The organism is Flaviramulus sp., assembly GCF_982512915.1.
The window spans coordinates 63,460-89,862 of sequence record NZ_CEWOCJ010000006.1; the positions used below are offsets into that span (position 1 = coordinate 63,460).

Consider the following 26,403-nt stretch of genomic DNA (forward strand, 5'->3'; position numbering starts at 1 on the left):
TTTTATTTTTGCGCAAACAACAAACACTATGAATATTTTAATATTAGGTTCTGGCGGAAGAGAACATACTTTTGCTTGGAAAATAGCTCAAAGTCCAAAATGTAACAAATTATATGTAGCACCAGGAAATTCTGGTACCTCTGAAATTGCTAAGAATGTAAATATTGGAGTTACCGATTTTGAAGCTATTAAGAAGTTAGTTTTAGATGAAAGTATTGATATGGTTGTTGTTGGTCCAGAGGATCCTTTAGTTCAAGGAGTTCACGACTTTTTTTTAAATGATGATGCTATTAAACACGTCTCAGTCATCGGACCACAAAAAGTAGCTGCTGAGTTAGAAGGAAGTAAAGAGTTTGCCAAAGAGTTCTTATATCGTCATCATATTCCAACAGCTGCATACGAGAGTTTCACGAAAGAAACAGTAGAAAAAGGTTATCAATTTTTAGAAACCTTAAAGCCACCTTATGTTTTAAAAGCAGATGGTTTGGCAGCAGGTAAAGGTGTTGTTATTTTAAATGATTTAGATGAAGCTAAATTAGAATTAAAAAGTATGCTGGTTGATGCTAAATTTGGTGATGCTAGTAATAAAGTAGTTATTGAAGAATTTCTAGATGGCATTGAGTTAAGTTGTTTTGTTTTAACTGATGGTAAAAATTATAAAATATTACCAACTGCAAAAGATTATAAACGCATTGGTGAAGGGGATACTGGTTTAAACACAGGAGGTATGGGAGCGGTTTCTCCAGTGCCTTTTGCAACCCGTGAATTTTTGAATAAAATAGAAGAACGCATTGTTAAACCAACCATTGATGGATTTAAAAAAGATAATTTACCATATGTTGGTTTTGTGTTTATTGGACTTATAAAGGTTGGAGACGACCCAAAAGTTATAGAATATAATGTTCGTATGGGAGATCCTGAAACCGAAGTAGTTTTGCCAAGATTGAAAAATGATTTCGTTGAAATTCTTCAAGCTATGTCTACCGGAACTCTAGACAAGATAAATATTGAGATTGACGAGCGTGCTGCAACTACTATTATGCTAGTTTCTGGTGGTTACCCAGAAGCTTACGAAAAAGGTAAAGAAATAACGGGAGTTCACTTAATTGAAGACTCTATCGCTTTTCATGCTGGAGCACAAATAACAGATGGTAAAATTGTAACATCTGGCGGTCGTGTTATGGCGATAACTTCTTATGGAAATACTTATCAAGAAGCCATAAAAAAATCTTATCAAAATATAGAAAAGCTACATTTTGATAAGATGTATTATCGTAAAGACATTGGATTTGATTTATAAGTAAGAGTGCGCAGAGACGCTTTTATCTTCTTCGTTATTTTGGTCGAAAATTCTAAGTTGCAACATCCAATAAACCATGGCAACAAAACCAATGATTACGAATAGCCAAGACATGGTATTAGCGGCAAACCAGTTTTCTAACTCTAAAGCTCTTAAAGCATCAAAAGGCGCAAAAAGCACATCAACAAATAAATCTTGTATAGCGTATAAAAAATCTTTCATAAATCTTCTTTATTATTTTCTAACGGTTTAGTTAGTATATTTACATAGCAAAAATACAAAAACAGTTAATGATAGCAAGCTTTTTTAATAAATCTAAACCAATAAATTTTGTTATTGTTTTTTTTATTACGCTTTTGGCTTTTTCAATAGCTAATTTTAATTTGGTAAACGATGCTATCACTTTTTTGCTTATTGTAAAGCAAACAGTTTTATTGTTTATAGTATTAACTTCTATTTTACTGCTAAATTTTATAGTAAGTAAAAATAGTTTGACTAAGAAAAACAATTATGAAATGCTTTTGTTCAGTTTGTTTTTGCTTATGATAACCCAAACTACAGCTGATTCATATATACTAATTTCTAACTTTTTAGTTTTATTAGGACTTAGGAGGTTATTAAGTTTACGCTCGCAAAAAGACATAAAAAAGAAACTTTTTGATGCCGCTTTTTGGATAGCACTTGCATCATTATTTTATTTTTGGGCCATTTTATTTTTTCTGTTGATTTTGATTTCTCTTGTTTTATATGTAGATAACAATATTAGACATTGGATAATACCTTTTTTAGGTATTTCTACAGTTTTTATTATTTGTGTGTCTACTTCTATTATAATGAATAATACTTACTTTAATACTTTAAATATTTCAACTCAAATCAGTTATGATTTTAGCAGTTATAATTCTATTAAATACCTTATATCAATTACACTTCTTTTATCTTTTGGTACTTGGGCATCTATTTTTTATTTGAATAATATTAAAAAGAAAAAGAAAGCTTCAAGAGCCTCTTTTAAAATAATTATAATAGCGGCTATAGTGGCGTTTTTTATAGTAATTCTAGCACCAAATAAAAAGGGTAGCGAGTTTTTATTTTTATTTGCTCCATTGGCAATTATAATAACAAATTATATAGAAATCATTCAAGAAAAATGGTTTAAAGATGTGTTTTTAGGCGCGTTATTTGTCGCTCCTTTTATACTGTTATTGTTGTAGTTTTACGCCAAAAGCCAAATCGCCAGCATCCCCAAGTCCAGGTAAAATATAGCCTTTTTCATTTAGCTTTTCATCAACGGCACCAATCCATAAATGCACATCCGTATCAAAATGTTTATTAATAAAATCGATGCCTTCTTGAGCACCAATAACACTAATCAAATGTACTTCTTTGGGTATTCCGAAAGGTTTTAAAGCTTCATAAGTAGCTACCATAGATTGTCCAGTGGCAAGCATAGGGTCTGCTAATACAAGTGTTTTATTATTTAAATCCGGACAAGCTAAATATTCAACAATTATTTCAAAGCTCTCAGGATTATGTTTGTGATGTCTGTAAGCAGAAATGAAAGCATTCTCAGAAGTATCAAAACAATTTAATAAGCCATTGTGTAAAGGTATTCCAGCCCTTAAAATGGAACATAAAACAATATTGTTTTTAGGTAATTGGATGTTAGCAGTACCTAAAGGGGTTTCAATCGCAGAATCTTCATATTTTAAAACTTTACTCATTTCATAGCCTAAAACCTCTCCAATACGCTCAATATTTCTTCTAAAGCGCATGCTATCTTTTTGGATATCTTTATTTCTTATTTCAGAAATGAAGGTGTTTAAAATAGAGTTTTGTTGAGATATATTATGAATATGCATATTTGTAATGAATTTTTTGAATAGTAAAGTTAATTAATATGGACTATATTTGTGCATTAAATTTTATACATCATGTTTACAAGTAAAGCCAATAAAATATTTCAAGAGGTAATTAAAAAATATCATATTATAAATACAGTTGATCAACCTTTTGAAAATGCTTACCCAAAAAGTGATTTAATAGAACATTTGTTATACAGAAAATGTTGGATTGATACGGTACAATGGCATTATGAAGATATTATTCGCGATCCGCAAATTGATCCTGTCGCTGCTTTAAAGTTGAAAAGACAAATAGATGCTTCAAACCAGGACAGAACAGATATGGTTGAGTATGTTGATGGTTTTTTTCTTGAGAAATACAATCAGATAACTCCAAAAGAAAATGCTACAATCAATACTGAAAGTCCAGCCTGGGGAATTGATAGACTATCTATTTTAGCTTTAAAAATATATCATATGAATGAAGAAGCTACTCGAAAAGATGCGTCAGAATTACACCGAGAGGCTTGCCAAAAAAAATTAAATATTTTATTAGAGCAACGTGTAGATTTATCTGCAGCAATTGATACACTTTTAAGTGATATTGAAAATGGAGATAAATATATGAAGGTTTATAAGCAAATGAAAATGTATAACGATGATGAGTTAAACCCTGTACTTCGTTCGCAGAAATAAAATTCCTGAATTAGCAGGAATCTCATCCTAAATGTTTAGATGTTAAAACAAACCAAACATATCCTAGTTATCCGTTTTTCTGCTATGGGAGATGTTGCTATGATGGTTCCTGTTTTACGAGCAATCACGCAGCAGTATCCAGAATTAAAAATCACGGTATTAACGAAACCTTTTTTTAAACCCTTCTTTAGAGATTTAGAAAATGTGACTGTTTTTACTGCCGATTTAAAAGGTAAGTACAAGGGTGCTTTTGGTATTTACAAATTAGCAAAAGAATTAAATAAAAACAATCGTTTTTATGCTGTTGCCGATTTACACAGTGTTTTACGAACCAAGATTTTAAAGAAATTTATCAGATGTAAACGATTTGTTTCTATTGATAAAGGACGAAAAATGAAGAAGGCTTTAACCTTAGGTGCTTTTTTCTCTCCTTTAAAAACAACACATCAACGTTACGCTGATGTTTTTAAAACATTAGGATACCCCTTAGATTTATCGAATCCTCAATTTCCAAAAAAAGTCGTTTTAAAACCAGAGACTCAAAACTTTGTTGGGTTAAATTTAAAAACAACTATTGGTATTGCTCCTTTTGCTGCTCATGAGGGAAAAATGTATCCATTAGATTTATTGAAACAGGTGGTTGAAGCGCTTTCAAAAGAATATAAAATACTTTTATTTGGAGGGGGAATTGGAGAAATAAATGCATTAAACGAGTTTCAAAAAAGTTTCGAAAACGTTACAAATATTGCAGGAAAATTATCGATTGATGAAGAATTAGATCTTATTTCAAATTTAGATGTCATGCTTTCTATGGATTCTGGTAATGCACATATTGCCGCCATGTTAGGAATTAAAGTGGTAACTATTTGGGGAGTTACGCATCCGTTTGCAGGATTTGCACCATTTAATCAACCTGAAGATTTTGCTTTGTTGGCAGATAGAATTACATACCCAAAGATTCCAACCTCCATTTACGGAAATAAATATCCCGAAAGTTACAAAGGAGCCTCTGGAAGTATACTTCCAGAAACCATTATACAAAAAATTAAATCCTTAGTTTAAAAATCTTAAATGAAGTCTTATAGCTATTTAAAAAGCTTACTAAACATCATCAAAATCAATGACAATACTTGGTGTAGTTGGATGTGCTTGACAGGTTAAAATTAAACCTTCTGCTACTTCATTCTCAGTTAAAATATTATTCTGTCTCATAGTAGCACTACCTTCTTTTACACGTGCTAAACAACTGCTACAAATACCGCCTTGACAAGAATAAGGTGCATCTAAATCTTCATCTAATGCAGCTTCAAGGATGGTTTGTTTTTGAGACATTTCAAAAGTAGTTGTCTCGTCATCAACAATAACTGTTATTTTAGTTTTTCCGCTAGCGATATCATCCTCATCTATAGTTTTATCGGCTTTTGAAGCTTTAAATAATTCGAAATGAATTCTGCTTTCATCAATATCATGCTCAGTTAAAACATTTTTAACTGTATGAATCATGGCTTCTGGACCACAAAGATAGAAGGCATCAACGTCTACGTGTTTGTGTTTATTTTTCATAACATAATTAACGGTGCTTTTTTCAATACGACCAAAAATCGAATCCGTTTCGTCTTGTTGACTAAATACAAACTGAATAGAAAAACGCTCTTTATATTGATGTTGAAGCTCTAAAAGCTCATTTAAAAACATGGTGTCGTCAGTAGTTTTGTTACCATAAACTAAAATCACTTGACTATGCACTTCTTCTTCCAAAGCACATTTTATAATACTTAAAACAGGAGTTATACCACTACCAGCTGCAAAAGCAGCAATATTTTTTGTTTTTGAGTCGTTTGGTTCAAAAATAAATCGCCCTTTTGGTGATGCCACTTCCAGCGCATCTCCAACTTTCAAAACGTTATTTGCATAGGCCGAAAATGTACCATCAACAACTTCTTTAATCGCTATTTTTAACATACCACTTTTTGGAGAAGCACAAAGCGAATAATCTCTTCTAACTTCTTTGTCATTAATAGTAGTTTTTAACGTAATATATTGTCCAGCTTTAAATATAAAAGTATCCTGTAGATGATTAGGAACATCAAAAGCAACACTGATAGATTTACTGGTTTCTCTAATTATTTCTTTGATTGAAAGTTTATGAAATGACAACATCTGTTCTTTTTTTTACAAAAATACTAAAGCGTAAAGATATACATAAACATTACTTAAAAAAAAATACCTATAATTCTTATGCATAAGAGATTTATGTATATATTTGAATTATGGGAAATTCTAATTTATATAAAGGTAGTTTAACCACCATAATTCTTAAACTACTTGAAGAACATCATAAAATGTACGGTTACGAAATAACCCAAAAAGTTAAAGAACTAACTAAGGGAGAACTTAAAATAACTGAAGGCGCTTTGTATCCGTCGCTTCACAAATTGGAGGCAGAAGGACTGTTAGATGTGGAAGTTACTAAAGTTGATAATAGATTAAGAAAATATTATAAACTTACGGAGCAAGGAACTAAAGAAACTGTAAATAAATTAAGTGAATTACAAGAATACATTAAAACCATGCAAGCCTTGGTGAATCCTAAATTTGTTGTAAAATAATGCAAAGGCTTTCCAGAGAAAATATTCAGTTTATTGATAATTACCTAAAAAATTCGGATGTTTTATTTACAGATATTAGAGTTGAAATGGTAGATCATGTGGCTTCAGATATGGAAGCTTTAATGAATGAAGGAGATAGCAGGGAGTTTTATTATATTTTCAAGGATTATATGATTAAAAACAAATCTGGTCTTTTAAAAGATAATAAACAATATTACAAAGCTTCTGATAAGAAAATATTAAGATCCCTCACTAAAAAAGTATGTTCATTTAAAGGGGTTACATTGTTTTTTTTAATTCTTTTTATTTTTAATTTTATTAATGAATTTTCATTCGTAAAAAATGCGCCAATTGTTGTTATTATTCTTATTGGGATACTTTACTTTTTCTCAGTCAATAAAAACAAAGAACGCTATTCTTCAGTCGAGCGCATTACTTTTTATTTTATGATAATTTATTATATAATCAATGTTTTTAAAATTACTAATTTTAATTATGAGACAGTCATAATTATGAATTTAACAAGATTGAAAATAGTATCGGCACTCATCATTTTTGTTTTAATCATGTTGTTTATTACAGGATTTGAGTTTAAAAAAGAATATGAACTGAAGTATAAATAGTTTATTACGGATGAACTAAACTAAAGAAGTAATAAAATTTATAAAGAAAGTTATAGGTTATTTATTTAATGAAAATTAGTCAAGAACAAATAGAAGATTTGTATGCTTTTACAAGAAAGCATTTTGTAGAATGGTATGATTTACAATCAGAATTGGTAGATCATTTAGCTAATGATATTGAAGCGGTCTGGGAAGAAACGCCAACATTATCTTACACCGAAGCAAGAGACCGTGCATTTAAAAAATTTGGTGTTTTTGGTTTTATGGATGTTATTGAAAAACGTCAAAAAGCCATTAGTAAGCGTTATACTAAATACTTGTTTACAGAATTAAAAAAATGGTTTCAAATCCCCCAAATAGTAGCAACTCTGGCTTTATTTTTATTTTTTTTCGTATCATTTTCATCTGGTATTTCAGAGTATTTATTAATAAGCTATTACATAATCGCTATAATATGGAGTAGTTACAAAGGTATTCAATTAAACAGAGAATTTAGAAGAAGAAAAGAACAATCAAATAAAAAATGGTTGTTAGAAGAGATTATTTTTAGACAAGCAGGAGGTATTGGTTTTTTGTTTGTTGCTCAAATAGGTAATATTTACAATATGTCAGATTGGTTATTTAACGAAACTTATGTGATAATAATAACGTCTTTAGTTGCAACATTACTGTGCTTAATTAATTATATTAGCTTTCAAGTAATACCAAACAAAGCAGAAAATTTATTAAAAGAAACCTATCCTGAGTTTGTTTTGTAACATTTTTAATTTTTTTAATACTTATCTAATATTAACATTAACCAAAAAAAAGAATATGAAAAAAATTTTATTATTATGCACATTTGTTTTAGCAATTTCTACTCAAGTTAACGCACAAGACAATACAGATTTTAAAAAAGAAACCGTAGAGTTTTTAAAACTTACTGGTGCTGGTGAAGCTTTTGAAAATGCCATTGGTCAAATTGGTGCTATGGTTTCTGAAGAAAATAAAGCGGCTTATATTAAAGAAGCTCTAGGCACACTAGACAGGTTATATGATAAAATGGCGAACCTTTATATGGAAGAATTTACTCAAAACGAAATTAAAGAACTCGTAACATTTTATAATACAGATTTAGGTAAAAAATTAGCAACCAAACAATTGGACTTAACACAAAAAGCGATGATGTTTGGTCAGTCTTGGGGTATGGAAGTACAGGGCATTGCTCAAAAATATAACTAACAAAATCGTATGATAAAGCTTTTTTTAAGTTTAGAATGGAAATCTTTTTTAAGATCAGCAAGCTTTGGTAAAAGCTTAGGAATTAAAATTTTTATGGGATTTCTTTCACTTTATTTCATAGGTGTTTTTTTAATTATGGGTATAGCTTTGTATCCAGGGTTAAAAAAAGCATTCCCAGATAATGATCCCTTACTCATTGTTAATAGCATTATTTTTTATTGGATTTTAGCCGATTTAGTTTTGAGGTTTTTTTTCCAGAAACTCCCAGTAATGAGTGTAAAACCACTCTTAATACTACCCATAAAACGCAGAAATGTTGTAAATTTTGTGTTAGGAAAATCGGCCTTATCATTTTTTAACTTTCTACCGTTATTTGCAATATTTCCTTTCGGAATTACCTTAATATTGAAAGATTATCCAACAGGTTCTGTTTTAGTTTGGATGTTGGCATTGATTTTAGTAACCCTCATCATCAATTTTTTAAACTTTATTTTAGAAAGTTTTTCCGCGGAGACAGAGCTGTCTTTTCTGCCTATTATTCTCTTAACTGGAGGTTTGTATGCGCTTAATCATTTTAATATTATTTCTTTTAATGAAATAATTGGGCAAGGATTTAATGCTATTTACCAATCTCCAATGCTTGTTTTAGTTCTTGTATTGTTACTATTGGTAATGTATTGGTTTAATTCGAAACTACTTAAACAAAAATTATTTTTAGATAGCGGATTAAAAACTATAGTAAAAGAGGTAAATGCATCAAACTTAGAGTGGACAAAAAACTTTGGAGATATAGCTCCTTTTATGAAGTTAGATTTAAAACTGATTTGGAGAAATAAAAGAACAAAATCTTCAGTTTGGATGTTGGTAATAGGTTTATTATATGGCTTGTTTTTTTATCCACAACCTGTTTATCAAAATATGCCGTGGTTTTTTGTTTTCATAGGCGTTTTTTCAACTGGTATTTTCCTAATTAATTTCGGGCAGTTTATCCCAGCTTGGGATAGTGGTTATTATAAACTATTAATGAGCCAGAATATCAAATACGAGCAGTATTTAAAATCAAAATTTACGTTAATGGCTCTTAGTGTTGTTATCTTATTCGTACTTGGTATTCCATACGTATTTTTTGGTTGGAAAATTTTATTGGCTCATTTTGCGGCTGCTATTTATAATGTTGGGGTTAATACTCATGTAATTTTATATGGAGGCTCATTTAACAGAAAAAAAATAGATTTAAGCCAAAAAGCAGCATTTAATTATCAAGGTACTGGTGCTGTACAATGGCTAATTGGTATTCCGTTATTAATTCTTCCAATGGGGATATTTGCTTTGTTTTACTTTCTAATTGGCTTTGAAATAGCCTGTTTAATTATGGCTGTTTTAGGTGTAATTGGTATTGTTTTTCATCAAAAACTAATGAAATCAATAACAACAAAATATTTAGAATCAAAATATAAAATGATTGATGCTTTCGATCAAAATAACTAAAAAATAAAATCATGATAACAACATCAAATTTATCAAAAAAATACGGAGGAAATCAAGTTTTAAATATACAATCTTTAGAGATTCCTAAAGGTCAGAGTTTTGGTTTAGTAGGAAATAATGGTGCAGGAAAAACAACATATTTTAGTTTACTATTAGATTTGATTCAACCTACCACTGGCCATATACAAAGTAATAATATTCAAGTAAATAAAAGTGAAGACTGGAAACCTTTTACAGCGGCATTTATCGATGAAAGCTTTTTAATAGGTTATTTAACTGCCGAAGAGTATTTTTATTTCATAGGAGAATTACGCGGACAAAACAAGGCTGATGTAGATAAACTAGTAGCTCAATTTGAAGATTTTTTCCACGGAGAAATATTAGGTCAAAAAAAGTTTTTACGTGACTTAAGTAAAGGAAATCAGAAAAAAGCTGGAATAGTTGCTGCATTAATAGGTAACCCAGAAGTTATTATTTTGGATGAGCCGTTTGCTAATTTAGATCCAACAACACAAATTCGCCTTAAAGGCATCATTAAAGATTTAGCTGAAAAACAAGGTGTAACGGTTTTAATATCTAGTCATGATTTAATGCATGTTACCGATGTTTGCGAGCGGATTGTAGTGCTTGAAAAAGGGGAAGTTGTAAAAGATTTAAAAACAAGTGAAGCTACTTTAAAAGAACTTGAGGCACATTTTTCAAATTAGCATGTCACCCAAAAGTCTTTACATATTTTAGGTAAATTCAAAAAGATGCTTATTTTTACCATTACATATAATAATAGCAAGAGTTTCTAGTTATTATTTATACTAAAAATATCAGCGTTGAAGTAAATGAAAATATCTTTTAAAGGCACATTACTTATTTTATTATCTTTTTTTTTAGTGGCTAGTTGCTCTAGAAAGAAAGACAAATTTATTAACCGAAATTTTCATGCGGTTACAGCAGAGTTTAACACGCTTTTTAATGGATATAACGCTTTAGAAGCAGGTAGAAACAGCCTTAACGACGCCTATTTTGATAACTATTGGGAGGTTTTACCAATAGAGCGTATGCAGGTTTTTGAAGACATTGTACTACCGGGGCAATCTAAAAACGAAAGTTTTACTCGAGCAGAAGAAAAGGCTACAAAAACCATTCAAAAACATAGCATGAATGTTGGTGGGAAAGAAAAAAACCCACAAATTGATGAAGCCTACTTACTTTTAGGAAAAGCCAGATATTTTGACCAAAGGTTTATTCCAGCTCTAGAAGCTTTCAATTACATTCTTTATAAATACCCAGCAAGTGATAAAATAAATCAAGCTAAAGTTTGGAGAGAAAAGGCTAATATTCGTTTAGATAATGATGAGCTAGCTATTGAAAACCTAAAAAGATTATTGTTTCAGGAAACATTAGAAGGTCAAGATTTAGCAGATGCCACTTCCATTCTAGCGCAAGCTTATTTAAATACAAAATCTGTAGATAGTGCCATTACGCAATTAGAGATTGCTTCTCAAGCCACAAAAAGTAATGATGAACGAGGGAGATATAGGTTTATACAAGGACAGTTATATAACGAATTAGGTTATAAAGACAGCGCTAATATTGCTTTTGATAAGGTGATTGAACTTAATAGGAAAACACCTAGAATATACATGATTACGGCATATCTCGAAAAAATTAAAAATTTCGATTATGAAAATGGTAATAAATTAAAAGCTTCAGAATTGCTTAAAGAGCTTGAAGAAAATAGAGAAAACCGTCCGTTTTTAGATAAAATTTATCATCAAATAGGTACATTTCATTTAAATAATAAAGCTGATTCACTAGCTGTTTCTTATTACAATAAATCGCTCAGAACTAATTCTAGAGATAAAACATTAAAAGCAAAGAATTACGAAATTCTTGGTGATATGAATTTTGATAGTAGTTTATATGCAAAAGCAGGTAAATACTATGATAGTACAATGAGTAATTTTGAGCTCAACTCAAAACCTTATAGAGTTATAAAACGAAAACGTGACAATTTAGAAGACGTTATCTATTATGAATCCATTGCTAAAACAAACGATAGCGTTTTAAATTTAGTAAAACTATCTAAAAATGATAGAATTGCATTTTTTGAGACTTTTGTTGAAACGTTAAAAGCAAAAGAAGAAGCAGAAAAAGAAAAAGCTGAAGCCGCAGAACGTAATACAGGTTTGGTTACTGTAAACAACAATATTGGTGGGCAAATACAAAGAGGTGGTAGTCCAAATCAATCAGCCGTATTTTATTTTTATAACCCTACAACTGTAGCTTATGGAAAAAATCAATTTGTAAAAATATGGGGTGATCGGCCTTCAGAAGATAATTGGAGGTGGTCTAGTAGAAATATTTCAGGAGCATTAGACAATACAGTATCTTCGGATAATTTAGTAGCTTCTGCATCCGATGAGGAAAAATTTGATCCTCAATTTTATATTTCCAAAATTCCTTCAGGAAAAACAGAAATTGATAGTATTTCTAAAGAAAGAAATTATGCCTATTATCAGTTAGGGCTTATTTATAAGGAAAAATTCAAAGAATACGAATTGTCAAAAGCTAAGCTTCAAAACCTATTAAAAAGTAATCCAGAAGAACGCTTAATTTTGCCTTCAAAATATAATTTATATAAAATTTATGAAGTTTTGGGAGAGAATGACGAAGCTTCAATTGCTAAAGATGATATTATATCAAGTAATCCAGAATCAAGGTACGCGAGTATTTTAAAAAACCCAGAATTAGTTTCTGAAAAAGACGAAAACAGTCCAGAAAGTTTATATGAGTCATTATATAATCAGTACGAAAACCAAGAATATACTGAGGTTGTTTCAAAAAGCACAGAATATATAAATACGTTTGATGGAGAGTTTATAGTGCCAAAATTAGAACTTTTAAAAGCTACGGCAATGGGGCGTTTATATGGATATGAGGTATATGCAAATGCTATTAACAATCTTGCAGTTACTTATGCCAATACACCCGAAGGGAAAGAAGCACAAAATATTGAAACAAATATTTTACCTAAATTAGCTAGTAAAGATTTTGTTGAAGGTGATTCAAATCAAACAAATAATTATAAAATTATTTTTCAGTTTTCAAATGCCGACAAAGAAAAAATGGAGGAATTTCAAACAACTTTAAATGAAGTTTTAGACAAAATCAAATATTATAAATTATACTCATCAAAAGATGTCTATAATCCTGAAATAACTTTTGTAATTATACATGGTTTAAAATCTGAAACTGTAGCCAAAACTTTCGATCAATTATTAACCAAAGAGGATAAGAAAAAAATAAAAGCCCCTAATTTTGTAGTAACTTCTACAAATTATCAAATCATCCAAATTCACAAAAATTTGGATACTTATTTAAATATTAGTAATAATTAAACCTAACAAATCATGTTCTCTGACAACAAAAAAGACAAACAAATGACAGAAGGTACATCTAGCCAAAACATCATTGCTCAAGGCACTAAAATGGTAGGAGATTTTAATAGTGACGGCGATTTTAGAATAGATGGTACTATCGAAGGAAACATTAAAACATCAGGAAAAGTAGTAGTTGGTAAAGCTGGTTTAATAAAAGGAACTTTACAAGGAACTGACGCTTATTTTGAAGGGAAATTTTCGGGTAAATTAGCATTGTCAGGAACATTAACTTTAAAGTCATCTGCTCATATTGAAGGAGAAGTAGTTGTAGGGAAATTATCCGTAGAACCTGGCGCAACATTTAACGTTACTTGTGTTATGAAAGGAGCGGTAAAAGAAATAAATAATGCCGGACAACAAAGAAAATCAGAAAACGAAAGAACAGCTTAAACAAATTGCTGCTTTAAGTGGGATAGCCATACAAATGGGAATTACTATATACCTTTTTGTTTTACTAGGAAAATGGCTAGATGAAAAATTTGGCGACTCAACTTCAAAAACTTTTTTAATTATTTTTACATTAATTGGTGTGGCTATTTCATTGTATGCCGTTTTAAAACAAATAAAGAAATTAAATCCTTGAGACTTAAAAAGCTCTTTACAAATTGTTTAATAGTAATTATTTTAGCTACTATTACGTTTCTTTTACATCTATTTATCAATAATTTACTTGTAGTAAAATCTATAGGAATATTTCAATTAATGTATTCTTATGTAATTAATATATCAATGGCTTGTGGCGTTATTGTTATTTTATTTGCTCTTAAGAAAAAACTTAAAGATCAATTAGGATTTATATTTTTAGGAGCAAGTATGCTAAAATTTGTTTTGTTTTTTATTCTTTTTTATCCAGTATATAAAGCAGATGGTTTTATAAGCCGGTTAGAGTTCTTAACTTTTTTTGTTCCATATATGGTTTGCTTGGTTACAGAAAGCATTATTTTATCTAAGTTTCTTAATAGTTTAGATAATTATAATTAGTTTAAAAAGAAGTAAGTAAATAATATTAAATTTTGTTTTTTGCTTTTGATATAAAAACATACCTTTGCAGCGATTTTTAAGCCATATAAAAATGTTGAAAGAATTTTTATTAAAACACTTTCTACTTCTTAGTATTTTAAGTTCGTTTACAGTTGTTGCGCAGGAAGAATTACGTAACTTAGATTCTGGTCATGAAGGAGATGAGGATGTTAAAACTGAAATTAAAGAATATATCAATCATCACTTACTTGATTCGCATGATTTTAGTTTAACTTCATATACTACTGAATCAGGTGAGCACAAATATGTAGGCTTCCCTTTACCGGTGATTTTATGGGACAATGGATTAAAAGTGTTTTCGTCATCAAAATTTCATCACGGTGAGACAGTAGCGGAACATAATGGGAATTTTTATGCAATGCATCACAACAAAATTTACAAAACAGATGCTTCTGGAACTATAAATTTAGATGGTCACGATCATGCATTAAATGAAAAGCCTTTAGATTTTTCTATTACAAAAAATGTATTTACCATATTTATTATTGGTTTACTTATGTTTTTTATGTTTAGTCGAATGGCTAAAACATATAAAACAAGTGCTTTACCTAAGGGTGTTGGTCGTGCTCTTGAGCCAATTATTCTTTATATAAGAGATGATATTGCCATTCCTAACATTGGTAAAAAAAAATATAAAAGATACATGCCTTATCTTTTAACGGTATTCTTTTTCATTTGGATTATAAACTTATTAGGTTTAACACCACTAGGAATAAACGTAACAAATAACATAGCTGTAACTTTAGCTTTAGCATTAATTACTTATTTTTTAACAACGTTTACAGCAAACAAAAACTATTGGGGTCATATTTTCTGGATGCCAGGTGTGCCAATTCCAATGAGAATTATTTTAGCACCTATTGAGTTGCTAGGAACCTTAATCAAACCATTCTCTTTAATGATTCGTTTATATGCAAATATCACTGCAGGACATATTGTATTAATGAGTATCATAGGTTTAATGTTCATATTTAAAAACTGGCTAGGAAGTTCGTTATCATTTGGTTTAGCATTCGCTTTATCACTTTTAGAGCTTTTAGTAGCTGCTTTGCAGGCATACATATTTACTATGTTATCTGCATTATATTTTGGGTCAGCAGTTGAAGATCATCATCATGATGACCACTAAAAACAAATGTTTAATTTTTTAATATATATATTATGACAATTCCAAGTATTGTTGGTGCAGGTTTAATCGTTATTGGTGCTGGTTTAGGTATCGGTAAAATTGGTGGATCTGCTATGGATGCAATTGCGCGTCAACCAGAAGCTTCTGGAAAAATCCAAACTGCTATGCTTATTGCAGCAGCACTTATTGAAGGTATTGGATTCGCTGCATTATTTGCAGGATAGAAAAAGCAAAAAAAACAGCTTTAACGGTTGGTTAAAGCTGTTTTTTAAAATTAAATATTTATTAAAATTATAGATATAAATGGAAAAGTTAATAAATGAGTTTTCAATAGGGTTATTCTTCTGGCAACTAATATTGTTCATAGGATTAGTTTTACTTTTAACAAAATTTGCTTGGAAACCAATTCTTGATGCTGTTGAGAAGAGAGAAAGTGGGATAGAAGATGCATTAAAATCTGCTGAAAAAGCAAAGTTAGAAATGGAAAATCTTCAAGCAGACAATCAAAAATTGTTAAAAGAAGCTAGAGCAGAACGTGAAAATATGTTGAAGGAAGCTCGTGAGATGAAAAACAAAATGATTGAGGATGCAAAAGGAGAAGCACAATCACAAGCTAATAAAATGATTGAACAAGCTCAAGCGGCCATTCAAAGTGAAAAAAAAGCTGCAATAGCTGAGTTAAAAAGTCAAGTGGCTAATTTATCAATTGATATAGCTGAAAAAGTAGTGCGTGGAGAATTATCTAACAAAAACAAACAATTAGAGTTGGTTGAAACGATGTTAGGTGAAAAATCAATAAACTAAGTTTATAATGGCAGGAGCAAGAGCAGCAATACGTTACGCAAAGGCGGTTTTAAGTTTAGCATCTGATGAAAAATCAACTGATGTTGTAAACAGCGATATGCAATTAATTGCTAAAACAATAACAGAAAATAAAGACTTAAGCGATATGCTTTTAAGTCCTGTAGTAGCTTCTTCAATAAAAAAAACAGTTTTATTAGAGGTATTTAGTAAATCAAATAAAACAACATTAAGTTTAATTGATATTTTAATAAGTAATAATAGAATTAGCCTTTTAGGTGATGTTGCTTCAAAATATAATGAACTTTTTGATCAATCAAAGGGTATTGAGCACGCTATTGTTACAACAGCTGTAGCCTTAACATCTGATTTAGAGAAAAAAGTTTTAGCTAAAGCTAAACAGATCTCAGGTAAAGAAGTTGTTTTAGAAAATATAATTGACGAGAGCATTTTAGGCGGTTTCATTTTGCGAGTTGGAGATATTCAATATAATGCAAGTGTATCAAATCAGTTAAGCAAATTAAAAAGAGAATTTACATTAAACTAAGATATTTATATCTAAATAAATAATAAGATGGCAGAAGTAAAACCAGCTGAAATATCAGCAATCTTAAAAAAACAACTTTCAGGTTTTGAAGCGGGTGCTTCATTAGATGAAGTTGGAACTGTATTAACGGTAGGTGACGGTATTGTTCGTGCTTACGGATTGGCTAATGCTCAATATGGAGAGTTAGTTGAATTTGATGGTGGATTAGAAGGTATTGTACTTAATTTAGAAGAAGATAACGTAGGTATTGTACTGCTAGGCCCTTCTGTAGGTGTTAGAGAAGGATCTATTGTAAAACGTACAGGTCGTATAGCTTCTATTAATGTTGGTGAAGGTATCGTTGGTCGTGTTGTTGATACATTAGGTAGCCCAATTGATGGTAAAGGACCAATTTCTGGTAAAACTTACGAAATGCCATTAGAGCGCAAAGCGCCGGGCGTTATTTTCCGTGAGCCAGTAACTGAACCATTACAAACTGGTATTAAATCTATTGATGCCATGATTCCTGTTGGTCGTGGTCAACGTGAGTTGGTTATTGGTGATCGTCAAACAGGTAAAACGGCCGTTTGTATAGACACTATCTTAAATCAAAAAGAATTTTTCGATGCAGGAGAACCTGTATATTGTATATATGTTGCTGTTGGACAAAAAGCATCAACAGTAGCTTTAATTGCAAAAACATTAGAAGAAAAAGGTGCATTAGCTTACACAACTATTGTAGCAGCAAACGCATCAGATCCTGCTCCAATGCAAGTATATGCACCGTTTGCAGGTGCTGCTATTGGAGAGTATTTTAGAGATACTGGTCGTCCTGCTTTAATTGTTTATGATGATTTATCTAAACAAGCTGTAGCTTACCGTGAGGTATCTTTATTATTACGTCGTCCACCAGGACGTGAGGCGTATCCTGGAGACGTTTTCTATCTTCACTCAAGATTACTAGAGCGTTCTGCAAAAGTTATCAATAATGATGACATTGCTAAAGATATGAACGACTTACCAGACTCATTAAAACCTATTGTAAAAGGTGGAGGTTCTTTAACAGCTTTACCTATTATTGAAACACAAGCAGGAGACGTTTCTGCTTATATTCCAACTAACGTAATTTCTATTACAGATGGTCAGATTTTCCTAGATGGTGATTTATTTAACTCTGGTGTACGTCCGGCAATTAACGTAGGTATTTCTGTATCTCGTGTGGGCGGTAACGCTCAGATTAAATCAATGAAAAAAGTATCAGGTACTTTAAAATTAGACCAAGCTCAATATCGTGAATTAGAAGCGTTTGCTAAGTTTGGATCAGATTTAGATGCCGTTACTTTAAATGTTATTGAAAAAGGAAAACGTAACGTTGAAATTTTAAAACAAGCTCAAAACGATCCTTTTACAGTTGAAGATCAAGTAGCAATTATTTATGCAGGATCTAAAAACTTATTAAGAGATGTTCCTGTTGAAAAAGTAAAAGAATTTGAAAGAGATTATTTAGAATTTTTAAAAGCTAAGCATAGTGATGTTTTAGCAACTTTAAAAGCTGGTAAATTAACTGATGAAGTTACAGATACTCTAACAAGTGTAGCTAAAGAATTATCAGGAAAATATAAAGCATAATTAGATTTTAGTATTGAGTAGTGAATTTCACAAACTTCACTACTGAATACTCAATACTCAATTCTAAAACATATGGCAAATTTAAAAGAAATACGTAATAGAATAACATCGGTTTCCTCAACGATGCAGATTACCAGTGCCATGAAAATGGTATCTGCTGCAAAACTGAAGAAAGCGCAAGATGCTATTACGGCAATGCGCCCTTATGCAGATAAGTTAACAGAGCTTTTACAAAGTTTAAGCGCTACTTTAGATGCAGATTCAGGCAGTAAGTTTTCTGAACAACGCGAAGTAAAAAAGGTTTTAATTGTTGCTATTACTTCTAATAGAGGATTAGCTGGGGCTTTTAATTCAAACATCATTAAAGAAGTCAATAAAATGACTTCTAATTATGCTGGTAAAGAAGTTTTTTATTTAGCGATAGGTAAAAAAGGAAACGATGCCTTTAAAAAAACCAATAGAGTTATCGCTAACAAAAGTGAAGTTTTTGATGATTTAACTTTTGATAATGTTGCAGAAATAGCGAAGTTATTAATGGATAAATTTGTTGCCGGAGAATTTGATAAAATCGAAATTGTTTACAACAAATTTAAAAATGCAGCTACTCAAATAGTAACTACAGAACAGTTTTTACCTATTGTCCCTGTTGAAGGTTCTGTTAATGCAAATGCTGATTATATTTTTGAACCATCAAAAGAAGAAATTGTAGAGCAATTAATACCAAAGTCTTTAAAAACACAATTATATAAAGGTATTAGAGACTCTTTTGCTTCTGAACATGGTGCTCGTATGACTGCAATGCACAAAGCAACTGATAACGCTACAGAGCTTAGAGATCAACTTAAATTAACTTACAATAAAGCGCGACAAGCAGCTATTACCAATGAAATTTTAGAGATTGTTGGTGGAGCAGAAGCACTTAACAACTAGTATTTCTTTAAAAAAAAATGAAATAAATTTAAACCTCACATTATGTGGGGTTTTTTTATGGCATCAAATTTGGATTAGGTATCTTTATATTATATCTTTTTGGTTATGAAAATATTAATAAAGGGACTATTCATATTGATAATATCTTTAGTCATGATGAGTTTTTCTCAGTGCAATAATAAATTAGAACTTCAAGGTATACTTCCTTTGGAATTAGATGAAGTTTATTTTAATGAGTGGTCTAACCCAGCAAGGTTTACAGGTTCGGGTCTTAATTTATTTATTCCAATAAAATCAAACTCAGACCAATTTGTTTTGGATAGTGTGTATTTTAAAGATAAACAAGTAAAGCTTGAATATGTTAATGACACACTAGCTGTTGGTCGTTTTAAGACTAAAACAAACCAGCCTCAAGAAATAGTAATGAGTAACCAACCTCATGCAGAATATGGCAACTCACTTCCACAGATATTAAAAAAACCACCTTTTCAAATAAAAGATGATGAAGCAATAATAAGCTATAAAAAAAGTAATAAAACCAAGTATTTTAAGATATCTAATATTAAAAAAAGGCAAGATAAATTTAATGAGGTGCCTATGTAAAAACCACAATAACCTATCTTTGGTTTTTGTTAGCTAAAAACGTATTTTTAGCAAGATAAATTACCCATCATTGAGCGGATTCAAAACATTATTTAAACAAACATTTATTTATGGTTTAGCAACTGTGCTTCCTAGAATGTTGAGTTTTTTATTAGTTTGGATTCATACAAAACAAGGAGTTCTTAAAGGGGTTGCCGACTATGGAGAAGTTTCAATAATTTATTCCGTTTTCATTATCTTAAATGTTATTCTTGCTTTTGGTATGGAAACAGCTTTTTTTAGGTTTTTCCATAAAGAAGATGATAAGGAAAAAGTTGTGGGAACATCTACAATTACATTAATAATATCCTCTATTATATTTTTTATAGTAGCGATTTTATTCAAAAGTCAAATCTCAGAACTCGCAAAGGTTAATCAGGAATATATAGACATCGTCATTTGGGTACTTTTTTTAGATGCATTAGTTATAATCCCATTTGCATGGCTACGTGCTAATCAACGGCCAATGCGATACACAGTCTTAAAGGTTTTGAATGTTTGTGTAAACGTTGGACTCAATTTATTTTTCTTGTTAGTCCTGAAAGATTTAGCAAATATTTCACCGGTTTTTGATAGTATTTATATCTCAAATTTTGAAATAAACTATATTTTTATTGCTAATCTTATAGCAAGCGCTTTAACGTTTTTTCTCTTAATCCCTTTTTACACAGAAATTAAATATGTTTTTAATATTGCATTATTAAAGCGCATGCTTACCTATGCTTTCCCTGTTTTAATAGCAGGTATAGCATTCTCTATAAACGAAGCTTTTGATAGATTTTTATTAGATGATTTATTACCTGAAAATATTGCAAAAACAGAAATAGGAATGTATTCAGCTTGCTATAAGCTTGCATTATTCATGACATTATTTGCTACTGCTTATCGTTTAGGTATTGAACCCTATTTTTTTAGTCATGCTAAAAGTGAAAATCCCCAAAAAAATTACGCTAAAATATTAGAGTTTTTTGTCATTTTAGGAGCTTTAATATTATTAGTGGTTGTGGTTTTTGCCGATATATTAAAAATAATTTTTATTCCAAATGATGCTTACTGGGAAGCGATGTGGATTGTTCCAGTACTATTATTAGCTAATTTCTGTTTGGGAATTTATCATAATCTATCAGTTTGGTATAAAATAACTGATAAAACAAAATTTGGTGCTTATATATCTGTAGCCGGAGCTATGGTTACTTTAGCTTTAAATTTTTGGTTAATTCCAATTATGAGCTATAAAGGTTCTGCATTAGCAACTTTAGCTGCATATGGTTTTATGATGATTTTATCTTACTTTTTTGGGAGAAAGTATTATCCAATACCTTATAACCTTAAGAAAATGGTATTATATATATTATTTTCAATTGGATTATCAGGGTTATCATTTTATCAATTTAGAGAGAATTATATAATAGGAATTTCTATGTTAATTGTATTTTTGGTAATCGTTTACTTTTTTGAAAAGAACGAACTAAAAAAATTGTTAAAAAGATAATATGCAAATAAAAATAATCAACAAATCCAATCACGAGTTACCGCACTACGAAACTATAGCTTCTGCAGGCATGGATTTAAGAGCACATATTACAGAAACCATTATTTTAAAACCTTTAGAGCGAACCATAGTTAAAACAGGTTTGTTTATAGAGTTACCCATAGGTATTGAAGCGCAAGTAAGACCACGAAGCGGATTAGCGGCTAAAAGAGGCATTACAGTTTTAAACGCTCCAGGAACTGTTGATGCCGATTATAGAGGTGAAATTGGTGTTATTTTAGTGAATTTATCTAATGAAGATTTTGTTATTGAAAACGGAGAAAGAATTGCACAATTAGTAATAGCAAAACATGAACGTGCTGAATGGAAAGTAGTAGAAGTGCTTTCTGAAACATCACGTGGAGAAGGTGGTTTTGGCAGTACAGGAACGAAGTAATTAATGAATTACGATTGGTCATTTTTTATTTAAAAATTATAAAAAACATATTTTCAACAAAACAAATCAATCTTTAAAATGAAAATAATAGTACCCATGGCAGGACGAGGTTCTCGTTTACGGCCACATAGTTTAACAGTGCCAAAACCATTAATACCAGTGGCTGGGCAACCTATTGTTCACAGATTGGTAAAAGATATTGCTAAAGTATTAAAGCAACCCATTGATGAAATTGCTTTTGTTTTAGGAGATCCAGCATGGTTTGGAGACGATGTAGTTGCAAGTTTAGAAGATTTAGCTAACAGTTTAGGCGCTAAAGCATCTATTTACCGTCAAGACCTACCTTTAGGAACAGGACACGCTATTATGTGTGCAAAACCATCCTTATCAGGACCAGCTGTAATTGCTTATGCAGATACTTTAATTAGGGCTGAGTTTGATTTAGATCCAACAGCTGATAGTGTTATTTGGACTAAAGAAGTAGATAACCCTGAAGCTTATGGCGTAGTTAAACTAAACAACAAAAACGAAATTGTTGAATTAGTTGAAAAACCAAAAAACTTTGTTAGTAATCAAGCCGTTATAGGTATTTATTATTTTAAAGATGTAGCTGTTTTAAAAGAGAAACTTCAAGAAATATTGGATGAAAATATTATGAATGGAGGCGAATACCAAATTAATGATGGTATAAAACGCATGATGGTAGTTGGTAAAGTTTTTAAAACGGGAACGGTTGATGAATGGATGGACTGTGGAAATAAAGCAATAACTATTGAAACCAATCAACGGATGTTAGGCTTTTTAAAAGCAGATGGTGATGAGCAGTTAATAGCGCCTTCAACACAATTAGAAAACTCCAAAATTATTGAGCCGTGTTTTATTGGAGAAAATGTGGTACTAAAAAACTCCATTATTGGACCTTATGTATCCATAGGCAATCATTGTACAATAGAAAATTCAACCATTAAAAATAGTTTAATACAAACGCATACCAGTATCAAAAATGCTAATTTAGATAATGCGATGATTGGTAATTATGTAGCATATAATGGCGATTTTACAAGTATTAGTATTGGGGATTATTCAATTTTAGAATAATTTTAGATTTCGGTATACAATTTGAATTAATCTTTTGATGCTATTATATTAAAAAGTACTTTTCAGTAAATGATTAAAAAAATCTACATAAGCTTTCTTTTCTTCGGAATTTTAATGTTCCCCACTATAAACTATGCTCAAAATGATGATTTAGAAAATAACGAAGACAAGTTTCAGGAGTTTTTTTTTGAAGCTTTAAAACAAAAATCTATCGAAAACTATGATAGATCTATTGAAGCACTTTTGAAATGTCTTGAAATTGATGATACGGTTCCAGTTTTATATTTTGAATTAGGTAAAAATCATAACTTACTTAAAAATTTTGGAGCAGCTGAAGATGCATTTAAAAAGGCAGTAGATAGAGACTCAGATAATGAATGGTTTTTAGATGAACTTTACGGTTTTTACGTTTCTCAAAATGATTATGATAAGGCTATTAAAACCCTTGAGCAATTAGTAAAATACCATCCAGATTACAAAGAGGATTTGGCATCTATATATGCTAAAACAGAAAAATATGATGCAGCTTTAGAAATTTTAGATGCATTAGATGCACAGTTTGGAATTTCAGTCTCTCGTGATCTGATGCGAAATCGAATTTATGATATTACTGGCAGAAAAAAAGATCAAATTAAAAATCTAGAAACACGGGTTGAAAATAACCCAGATAATGAGACCAATTATTTAGCACTAATTTTTCGATATAGTGAAAATAATGAAAAAGATAAGGCTTTTGAAACAGCAAAGGAATTGTTAAAAACAAACCCCAACTCGCAACTAGTGCATTTAGCATTATATAAATTTTATATTGAAGATAATGATGCTGAAAATGCTATTGAGTCTATGCAAATTGTTGTTAAAAGCAATGAGATTAAGCCCGAAGCTAAACTTAAAGTACTAACTGATTTTGTAGAGTTTGTCTCTCGTAATCCACAATACGAAACTGATTTAGTTGAGGCAATTGCTATGGTTAGCGATACTAATAATAGTAAAACACTTATTGAATTAGGACAATACTACTTATCCAAAAATAATAAAGAAAAAGCGTTAGAATATTTTGAGAAAGCCTTAAAATTAGAGTCTGATAATTTTGGAGTTTTACGTAATGTGATGTTATTATACATTGATTTAAAAAAATATAATCTTGCTGAAGAAAAAAGTAGAAACGCCCTTGATAAATATCCGTCTCAGCCTATATTTTACCTAGTTAATGGTGTTTCGCTTAACGAGTTAAATAAACCTAAAAAAGCTATTGAGTCTCTAGAAATGGGATTAGATTATATTATAGACAACACTAAAATGGAAGCCGATTTTTATAATCAATTAATTAAAGCCTATACACTGTTAAACAATACTGATAAAACAAAAACGTTTACTGATAAAGCCAAACAATTAGAAACCCCAAATTAATGAATATACGTTCCCAATTCGCTTTAGTTTTACTAACTATTTTTTTGTGTAATTGTAAATCATCAAAAACTATTAATGGTGGTGATGCAAATTTCAAACTTTCAACTAAGCAGTTAATAAAAGAAAACACAAAGCAAGCACCTAATTTCACTACGCTTCAATCTAAACTCAAAATAACGTTAGATCAAAACGGAAAAACACAAACACATACAGTTAATTTTAGAGCAAAAAAAGATGAAATGTTATGGATGAACGCCACGTTTTCGGTTATTAGAGCGTTAATTACTCCCGAAAAAGTTAGTTTTTATAACAAGCTAGACAATACGTATTTTGATGGCAATTATAAATATTTGAGCGATTTATTAGGCACCGAATTAGATTTTAAGAAAGTTCAAAATTTATTATTAGGCGAGTCTATTTTCAATCTCAAAGAAGGTGATTATAAAGCTATAGTTGACGATAATACATATATTCTTCAACCTAAAAAACAACTGGATCTTTTTGAAATTTTCTTTTTAATAGACCCTTCATATTTTAAGGTGAAATCTCAACAAATTTCGCAACCTAAAGAACATAGACATTTACAAATTGATTATATTTCTCATCAAGTAATAGGTAAACAAATTTTACCAGAAAACATAAAAGTAATTGCAATAGAAGAGAATGAAGAAATTATTCTAAAATTAGAATTTAAAAATGTTTCCTTAAATGAAGATTTAAATTTTCCTTTTAAAATACCTTCTGGGTTTAAAGAAATAGAACTTTAATGATGCTGCTTAAACAAACATATAAAACTGCATTTCTGCTAATATTTCTTTTATTTAGCATTTCAATTTTTTCTCAAAACAACAAACAAAAAGAACTTGAAACCAGGAGACTGGAACTGCGCAGAGAAATTCAGAAAATTAATGAGTTACGCGCTGAAAATAAATCCAAAGAAAAATCGCAACTATCACTTATAGAGAATTTTAATTATAAGATAAATGTGCTTTCTAATTTAATTAAAGTTACTAATCAGCAAGCTAATTTATTAAACCGGGATATTAATTCAAACCAGAAAAAGATAACCGATTTAAGAAATGAATTAAAGCAGTTAAAAGAGGTTTATGCTGCTATGATTGTTAAATCTTATAAAAGCAAAAACCAACAAAGTAGAGTTATGTTTTTATTGTCTTCAAACAATTTTAAACAAGCTTATAAAAGGTTGCAGTATATGAAACAATATTCAGACCATCAAAAGCTGCAAGGTGAAACTATAAAAACGAAAACTGTAGAATTACAACAAACCAATACAAATTTATTAAAGCAACAAGAAGATAAGAGAAAATTGATTGCCGAAAACAGGGAGGTTCAAAAATCTTTAGAAGTAGAAAGAAAAGAGCAAGAGCTTTTAATGAAATCTATAAAAAACGATCTATCAAAATACGCCTCTCAGTTAAAACAAAAACAACGAGAAGTTGATAGAATTGATGCAGAAATTGATAGAATTATTGCAGAGGCTATTGCAAAATCAAACAAAAAGGTTAGTAAAAGTCCAACCTCAAATACGTTTGCTTTAACACCTGAAGAAAAAGTATTGGCATCAAATTTTATTTCAAATAAAGGTAAATTGCCTTGGCCTGTAGAAAAAGGTTATGTTACGCTTGGTTACGGCACTCAACCTTCACCCATAAATAAAACATTAACAATTAAAAGTAACGGTGTAAGATTAGCAACAGAGAAAGGCGCAAAAGTTATGGCAGTTTTTAATGGAGAAGTAACCTCAGTAAAAAAACTAAAAAACGCTAATCCTTTAGTAGTTATTCGTCATGGAAATTATTACACTGTTTATACAAACCTTTTAAAGGTTTATGTGAAAGAAGGCGATAAGGTTTCAACAAAACAAACTATTGGTGAAGTATTTACAAACCCTGCAAACGGCGAAACCATTTTTAGCTTTAGTATTTATAAAGAAGGAGCATCACAAAATCCTTCAGGCTGGATTTATAAAATGTAACAGTTAATTAAATAATTTTTTTGGCGTTACCACAAGGGTCGGGCTTTTCGTTACA

The 26,403-nt window shown here is 30.4% G+C and carries 30 protein-coding genes; 27 read left to right on the forward strand and 3 right to left on the reverse strand.

Features of this window, described 5'->3' with window-relative positions; translation table 11 throughout:
* The first annotated feature begins 28 nt into the window (after positions 1-28).
* A complete protein-coding gene (gene purD / locus AC1XJX_RS05915; protein ID WP_482003047.1) occupies positions 29-1,300 on the forward strand; it encodes a phosphoribosylamine--glycine ligase in 1,272 nt (423 codons plus the stop codon).
* Here the strand turns inward: purD and AC1XJX_RS05920 are convergent.
* Complete coding sequence (locus AC1XJX_RS05920) at positions 1,295-1,522, reverse strand: DUF6341 family protein (protein WP_482003048.1); 228 nt, start codon at positions 1,520-1,522, stop codon at positions 1,295-1,297. The genes purD and AC1XJX_RS05920 overlap by 6 nt on opposite strands.
* A gap of 68 nt (positions 1,523-1,590) precedes the next feature.
* Here AC1XJX_RS05920 and AC1XJX_RS05925 point away from each other — a divergent pair, with 68 nt between their 5' ends.
* A complete protein-coding gene (locus AC1XJX_RS05925) occupies positions 1,591-2,514 on the forward strand; it encodes a DUF6427 family protein (protein WP_482003049.1) in 924 nt (307 codons plus the stop codon).
* Here the strand turns inward: AC1XJX_RS05925 and upp are convergent.
* A complete protein-coding gene (gene upp / locus AC1XJX_RS05930; RefSeq protein ID WP_482003050.1) occupies positions 2,503-3,162 on the reverse strand; it encodes a uracil phosphoribosyltransferase in 660 nt (219 codons plus the stop codon). The genes AC1XJX_RS05925 and upp overlap by 12 nt on opposite strands.
* Positions 3,163-3,234: 72 nt before the next feature.
* Between upp and AC1XJX_RS05935 the strand changes: the two genes are divergently transcribed.
* Together AC1XJX_RS05935 and AC1XJX_RS05940 are read left to right on the forward strand one after the other, a co-directional pair.
* Positions 3,235-3,840: a DUF4254 domain-containing protein gene (locus AC1XJX_RS05935; protein ID WP_482003051.1), complete on the forward strand. Its 606-nt coding sequence runs from the start codon at positions 3,235-3,237 to the stop codon at positions 3,838-3,840.
* A gap of 39 nt (positions 3,841-3,879) precedes the next feature.
* Positions 3,880-4,902: a glycosyltransferase family 9 protein gene (locus tag AC1XJX_RS05940; protein WP_482003052.1), complete on the forward strand. Its 1,023-nt coding sequence runs from the start codon at positions 3,880-3,882 to the stop codon at positions 4,900-4,902.
* 39 nt (positions 4,903-4,941) lie between these two features.
* Here AC1XJX_RS05940 and AC1XJX_RS05945 read toward each other — a convergent pair whose 3' ends face one another.
* Positions 4,942-6,000, reverse strand: a complete 1,059-nt coding sequence (locus AC1XJX_RS05945; RefSeq protein ID WP_482003053.1) for a 2Fe-2S iron-sulfur cluster-binding protein — start codon at positions 5,998-6,000, stop codon at positions 4,942-4,944.
* Positions 6,001-6,110: 110 nt separating this feature from the next.
* On the opposite strand from AC1XJX_RS05945, the gene AC1XJX_RS05950 reads away from it, so the two are divergent.
* From AC1XJX_RS05950 to AC1XJX_RS06060, 23 genes are all read left to right on the forward strand, one after another.
* Positions 6,111-6,449: a PadR family transcriptional regulator gene (locus AC1XJX_RS05950; RefSeq protein WP_482003054.1), complete on the forward strand. Its 339-nt coding sequence runs from the start codon at positions 6,111-6,113 to the stop codon at positions 6,447-6,449.
* Positions 6,449-7,072 (forward strand): hypothetical protein, encoded by a 624-nt coding sequence (locus AC1XJX_RS05955; protein ID WP_482003055.1) that lies wholly within the window; start codon positions 6,449-6,451, stop codon positions 7,070-7,072. Before AC1XJX_RS05950 ends, AC1XJX_RS05955 begins: the two co-directional genes overlap by 1 nt.
* A gap of 68 nt (positions 7,073-7,140) precedes the next feature.
* On the forward strand, positions 7,141-7,830 hold the full coding sequence (locus AC1XJX_RS05960; RefSeq protein ID WP_482003056.1) for a hypothetical protein: 690 nt from the start codon (positions 7,141-7,143) through the stop codon (positions 7,828-7,830).
* Positions 7,831-7,885: 55 nt separating this feature from the next.
* Positions 7,886-8,293 carry a DUF2059 domain-containing protein gene (locus tag AC1XJX_RS05965; RefSeq protein ID WP_482003057.1) on the forward strand — a complete coding sequence of 136 codons (408 nt, stop codon included), beginning with the start codon at positions 7,886-7,888 and terminating at the stop codon, positions 8,291-8,293.
* Between the two features lie 9 nt (positions 8,294-8,302).
* Positions 8,303-9,781 carry a DUF5687 family protein gene (locus AC1XJX_RS05970; RefSeq protein WP_482003058.1) on the forward strand — a complete coding sequence of 493 codons (1,479 nt, stop codon included), beginning with the start codon at positions 8,303-8,305 and terminating at the stop codon, positions 9,779-9,781.
* A gap of 11 nt (positions 9,782-9,792) precedes the next feature.
* A complete protein-coding gene (locus tag AC1XJX_RS05975) occupies positions 9,793-10,488 on the forward strand; it encodes an ABC transporter ATP-binding protein (RefSeq protein WP_482003059.1) in 696 nt (231 codons plus the stop codon).
* A gap of 126 nt (positions 10,489-10,614) precedes the next feature.
* The gene (gene porW, locus AC1XJX_RS05980) at positions 10,615-13,176 is read left to right on the forward strand and encodes a type IX secretion system periplasmic lipoprotein PorW/SprE (protein ID WP_482003060.1); all 2,562 of its coding nucleotides are present in this window, start codon (positions 10,615-10,617) and stop codon (positions 13,174-13,176) included.
* A 12-nt stretch (positions 13,177-13,188) separates the two neighbouring features.
* Complete coding sequence (locus AC1XJX_RS05985) at positions 13,189-13,608, forward strand: bactofilin family protein (RefSeq protein ID WP_482003061.1); 420 nt, start codon at positions 13,189-13,191, stop codon at positions 13,606-13,608.
* Entirely contained in the window at positions 13,565-13,801 is a 237-nt protein-coding gene (locus AC1XJX_RS05990; protein WP_482003062.1) for an AtpZ/AtpI family protein, read from the forward strand. Before AC1XJX_RS05985 ends, AC1XJX_RS05990 begins: the two co-directional genes overlap by 44 nt.
* Positions 13,798-14,199, forward strand: a complete 402-nt coding sequence (locus AC1XJX_RS05995) for a DUF6168 family protein (RefSeq protein WP_482003063.1) — start codon at positions 13,798-13,800, stop codon at positions 14,197-14,199. The genes AC1XJX_RS05990 and AC1XJX_RS05995 overlap by 4 nt, the downstream gene beginning before the upstream one ends.
* A 91-nt stretch (positions 14,200-14,290) precedes the next feature.
* Positions 14,291-15,388 (forward strand): F0F1 ATP synthase subunit A, encoded by a 1,098-nt coding sequence (gene atpB, locus AC1XJX_RS06000; RefSeq protein ID WP_482003064.1) that lies wholly within the window; start codon positions 14,291-14,293, stop codon positions 15,386-15,388.
* Between the two features lie 32 nt (positions 15,389-15,420).
* Positions 15,421-15,612 carry an ATP synthase F0 subunit C gene (gene atpE, locus AC1XJX_RS06005; protein ID WP_482003065.1) on the forward strand — a complete coding sequence of 64 codons (192 nt, stop codon included), beginning with the start codon at positions 15,421-15,423 and terminating at the stop codon, positions 15,610-15,612.
* 79 nt (positions 15,613-15,691) lie between these two features.
* Positions 15,692-16,192, forward strand: a complete 501-nt coding sequence (locus AC1XJX_RS06010; protein WP_482003066.1) for a F0F1 ATP synthase subunit B — start codon at positions 15,692-15,694, stop codon at positions 16,190-16,192.
* Positions 16,193-16,199: 7 nt separating this feature from the next.
* Positions 16,200-16,736, forward strand: a complete 537-nt coding sequence (atpH, locus tag AC1XJX_RS06015) for an ATP synthase F1 subunit delta (protein ID WP_482003067.1) — start codon at positions 16,200-16,202, stop codon at positions 16,734-16,736.
* A gap of 27 nt (positions 16,737-16,763) precedes the next feature.
* On the forward strand, positions 16,764-18,344 hold the full coding sequence (gene atpA / locus AC1XJX_RS06020) for a F0F1 ATP synthase subunit alpha (protein WP_482003068.1): 1,581 nt from the start codon (positions 16,764-16,766) through the stop codon (positions 18,342-18,344).
* A gap of 72 nt (positions 18,345-18,416) precedes the next feature.
* Complete coding sequence (atpG, locus tag AC1XJX_RS06025) at positions 18,417-19,274, forward strand: ATP synthase F1 subunit gamma (protein ID WP_482003069.1); 858 nt, start codon at positions 18,417-18,419, stop codon at positions 19,272-19,274.
* A 105-nt stretch (positions 19,275-19,379) separates the two neighbouring features.
* Positions 19,380-19,877 carry a hypothetical protein gene (locus AC1XJX_RS06030; RefSeq protein WP_482003070.1) on the forward strand — a complete coding sequence of 166 codons (498 nt, stop codon included), beginning with the start codon at positions 19,380-19,382 and terminating at the stop codon, positions 19,875-19,877.
* A gap of 70 nt (positions 19,878-19,947) precedes the next feature.
* Complete coding sequence (locus AC1XJX_RS06035; protein ID WP_482003071.1) at positions 19,948-21,408, forward strand: oligosaccharide flippase family protein; 1,461 nt, start codon at positions 19,948-19,950, stop codon at positions 21,406-21,408.
* Position 21,409: 1 nt separating this feature from the next.
* Positions 21,410-21,844, forward strand: coding sequence for a dUTP diphosphatase (dut, locus tag AC1XJX_RS06040; RefSeq protein WP_482003072.1), 435 nt, complete (start codon positions 21,410-21,412; stop codon positions 21,842-21,844).
* 78 nt (positions 21,845-21,922) lie between these two features.
* The gene (locus AC1XJX_RS06045; RefSeq protein ID WP_482003073.1) at positions 21,923-22,942 is read left to right on the forward strand and encodes a sugar nucleotidyltransferase; all 1,020 of its coding nucleotides are present in this window, start codon (positions 21,923-21,925) and stop codon (positions 22,940-22,942) included.
* Positions 22,943-23,011: 69 nt separating this feature from the next.
* Positions 23,012-24,352 carry a tetratricopeptide repeat protein gene (locus AC1XJX_RS06050; protein WP_482003074.1) on the forward strand — a complete coding sequence of 447 codons (1,341 nt, stop codon included), beginning with the start codon at positions 23,012-23,014 and terminating at the stop codon, positions 24,350-24,352.
* Positions 24,352-25,119 carry a lipoprotein insertase outer membrane protein LolB1 gene (gene lolB1 / locus AC1XJX_RS06055; protein ID WP_482003075.1) on the forward strand — a complete coding sequence of 256 codons (768 nt, stop codon included), beginning with the start codon at positions 24,352-24,354 and terminating at the stop codon, positions 25,117-25,119. The genes AC1XJX_RS06050 and lolB1 overlap by 1 nt, the downstream gene beginning before the upstream one ends.
* Complete coding sequence (locus tag AC1XJX_RS06060) at positions 25,119-26,348, forward strand: murein hydrolase activator EnvC family protein (protein ID WP_482003076.1); 1,230 nt, start codon at positions 25,119-25,121, stop codon at positions 26,346-26,348. Before lolB1 ends, AC1XJX_RS06060 begins: the two co-directional genes overlap by 1 nt.
* Positions 26,349-26,403 lie beyond the last annotated feature (55 nt).

Coding starts and splice junctions, on each gene's coding strand:
- purD (WP_482003047.1), top strand. CDS start 29: ATGAATATTTTAATATTAGGTTCTGGCGGAAGAGAACATACTTTTGCT.
- AC1XJX_RS05920 (WP_482003048.1), bottom strand. CDS start 1,522: ATGAAAGATTTTTTATACGCTATACAAGATTTATTTGTTGATGTGCTT.
- AC1XJX_RS05925 (WP_482003049.1), top strand. CDS start 1,591: ATGATAGCAAGCTTTTTTAATAAATCTAAACCAATAAATTTTGTTATT.
- upp (WP_482003050.1), bottom strand. CDS start 3,162: ATGCATATTCATAATATATCTCAACAAAACTCTATTTTAAACACCTTC.
- AC1XJX_RS05935 (WP_482003051.1), top strand. CDS start 3,235: ATGTTTACAAGTAAAGCCAATAAAATATTTCAAGAGGTAATTAAAAAA.
- AC1XJX_RS05940 (WP_482003052.1), top strand. CDS start 3,880: ATGTTAAAACAAACCAAACATATCCTAGTTATCCGTTTTTCTGCTATG.
- AC1XJX_RS05945 (WP_482003053.1), bottom strand. CDS start 6,000: ATGTTGTCATTTCATAAACTTTCAATCAAAGAAATAATTAGAGAAACC.
- AC1XJX_RS05950 (WP_482003054.1), top strand. CDS start 6,111: ATGGGAAATTCTAATTTATATAAAGGTAGTTTAACCACCATAATTCTT.
- AC1XJX_RS05955 (WP_482003055.1), top strand. CDS start 6,449: ATGCAAAGGCTTTCCAGAGAAAATATTCAGTTTATTGATAATTACCTA.
- AC1XJX_RS05960 (WP_482003056.1), top strand. CDS start 7,141: ATGAAAATTAGTCAAGAACAAATAGAAGATTTGTATGCTTTTACAAGA.
- AC1XJX_RS05965 (WP_482003057.1), top strand. CDS start 7,886: ATGAAAAAAATTTTATTATTATGCACATTTGTTTTAGCAATTTCTACT.
- AC1XJX_RS05970 (WP_482003058.1), top strand. CDS start 8,303: ATGATAAAGCTTTTTTTAAGTTTAGAATGGAAATCTTTTTTAAGATCA.
- AC1XJX_RS05975 (WP_482003059.1), top strand. CDS start 9,793: ATGATAACAACATCAAATTTATCAAAAAAATACGGAGGAAATCAAGTT.
- porW (WP_482003060.1), top strand. CDS start 10,615: ATGAAAATATCTTTTAAAGGCACATTACTTATTTTATTATCTTTTTTT.
- AC1XJX_RS05985 (WP_482003061.1), top strand. CDS start 13,189: ATGTTCTCTGACAACAAAAAAGACAAACAAATGACAGAAGGTACATCT.
- AC1XJX_RS05990 (WP_482003062.1), top strand. CDS start 13,565: ATGCCGGACAACAAAGAAAATCAGAAAACGAAAGAACAGCTTAAACAA.
- atpB (WP_482003064.1), top strand. CDS start 14,291: ATGTTGAAAGAATTTTTATTAAAACACTTTCTACTTCTTAGTATTTTA.
- atpE (WP_482003065.1), top strand. CDS start 15,421: ATGACAATTCCAAGTATTGTTGGTGCAGGTTTAATCGTTATTGGTGCT.
- AC1XJX_RS06010 (WP_482003066.1), top strand. CDS start 15,692: ATGGAAAAGTTAATAAATGAGTTTTCAATAGGGTTATTCTTCTGGCAA.
- atpH (WP_482003067.1), top strand. CDS start 16,200: ATGGCAGGAGCAAGAGCAGCAATACGTTACGCAAAGGCGGTTTTAAGT.
- atpA (WP_482003068.1), top strand. CDS start 16,764: ATGGCAGAAGTAAAACCAGCTGAAATATCAGCAATCTTAAAAAAACAA.
- atpG (WP_482003069.1), top strand. CDS start 18,417: ATGGCAAATTTAAAAGAAATACGTAATAGAATAACATCGGTTTCCTCA.
- AC1XJX_RS06030 (WP_482003070.1), top strand. CDS start 19,380: ATGAAAATATTAATAAAGGGACTATTCATATTGATAATATCTTTAGTC.
- dut (WP_482003072.1), top strand. CDS start 21,410: ATGCAAATAAAAATAATCAACAAATCCAATCACGAGTTACCGCACTAC.
- AC1XJX_RS06045 (WP_482003073.1), top strand. CDS start 21,923: ATGAAAATAATAGTACCCATGGCAGGACGAGGTTCTCGTTTACGGCCA.
- AC1XJX_RS06050 (WP_482003074.1), top strand. CDS start 23,012: ATGATTAAAAAAATCTACATAAGCTTTCTTTTCTTCGGAATTTTAATG.
- lolB1 (WP_482003075.1), top strand. CDS start 24,352: ATGAATATACGTTCCCAATTCGCTTTAGTTTTACTAACTATTTTTTTG.
- AC1XJX_RS06060 (WP_482003076.1), top strand. CDS start 25,119: ATGATGCTGCTTAAACAAACATATAAAACTGCATTTCTGCTAATATTT.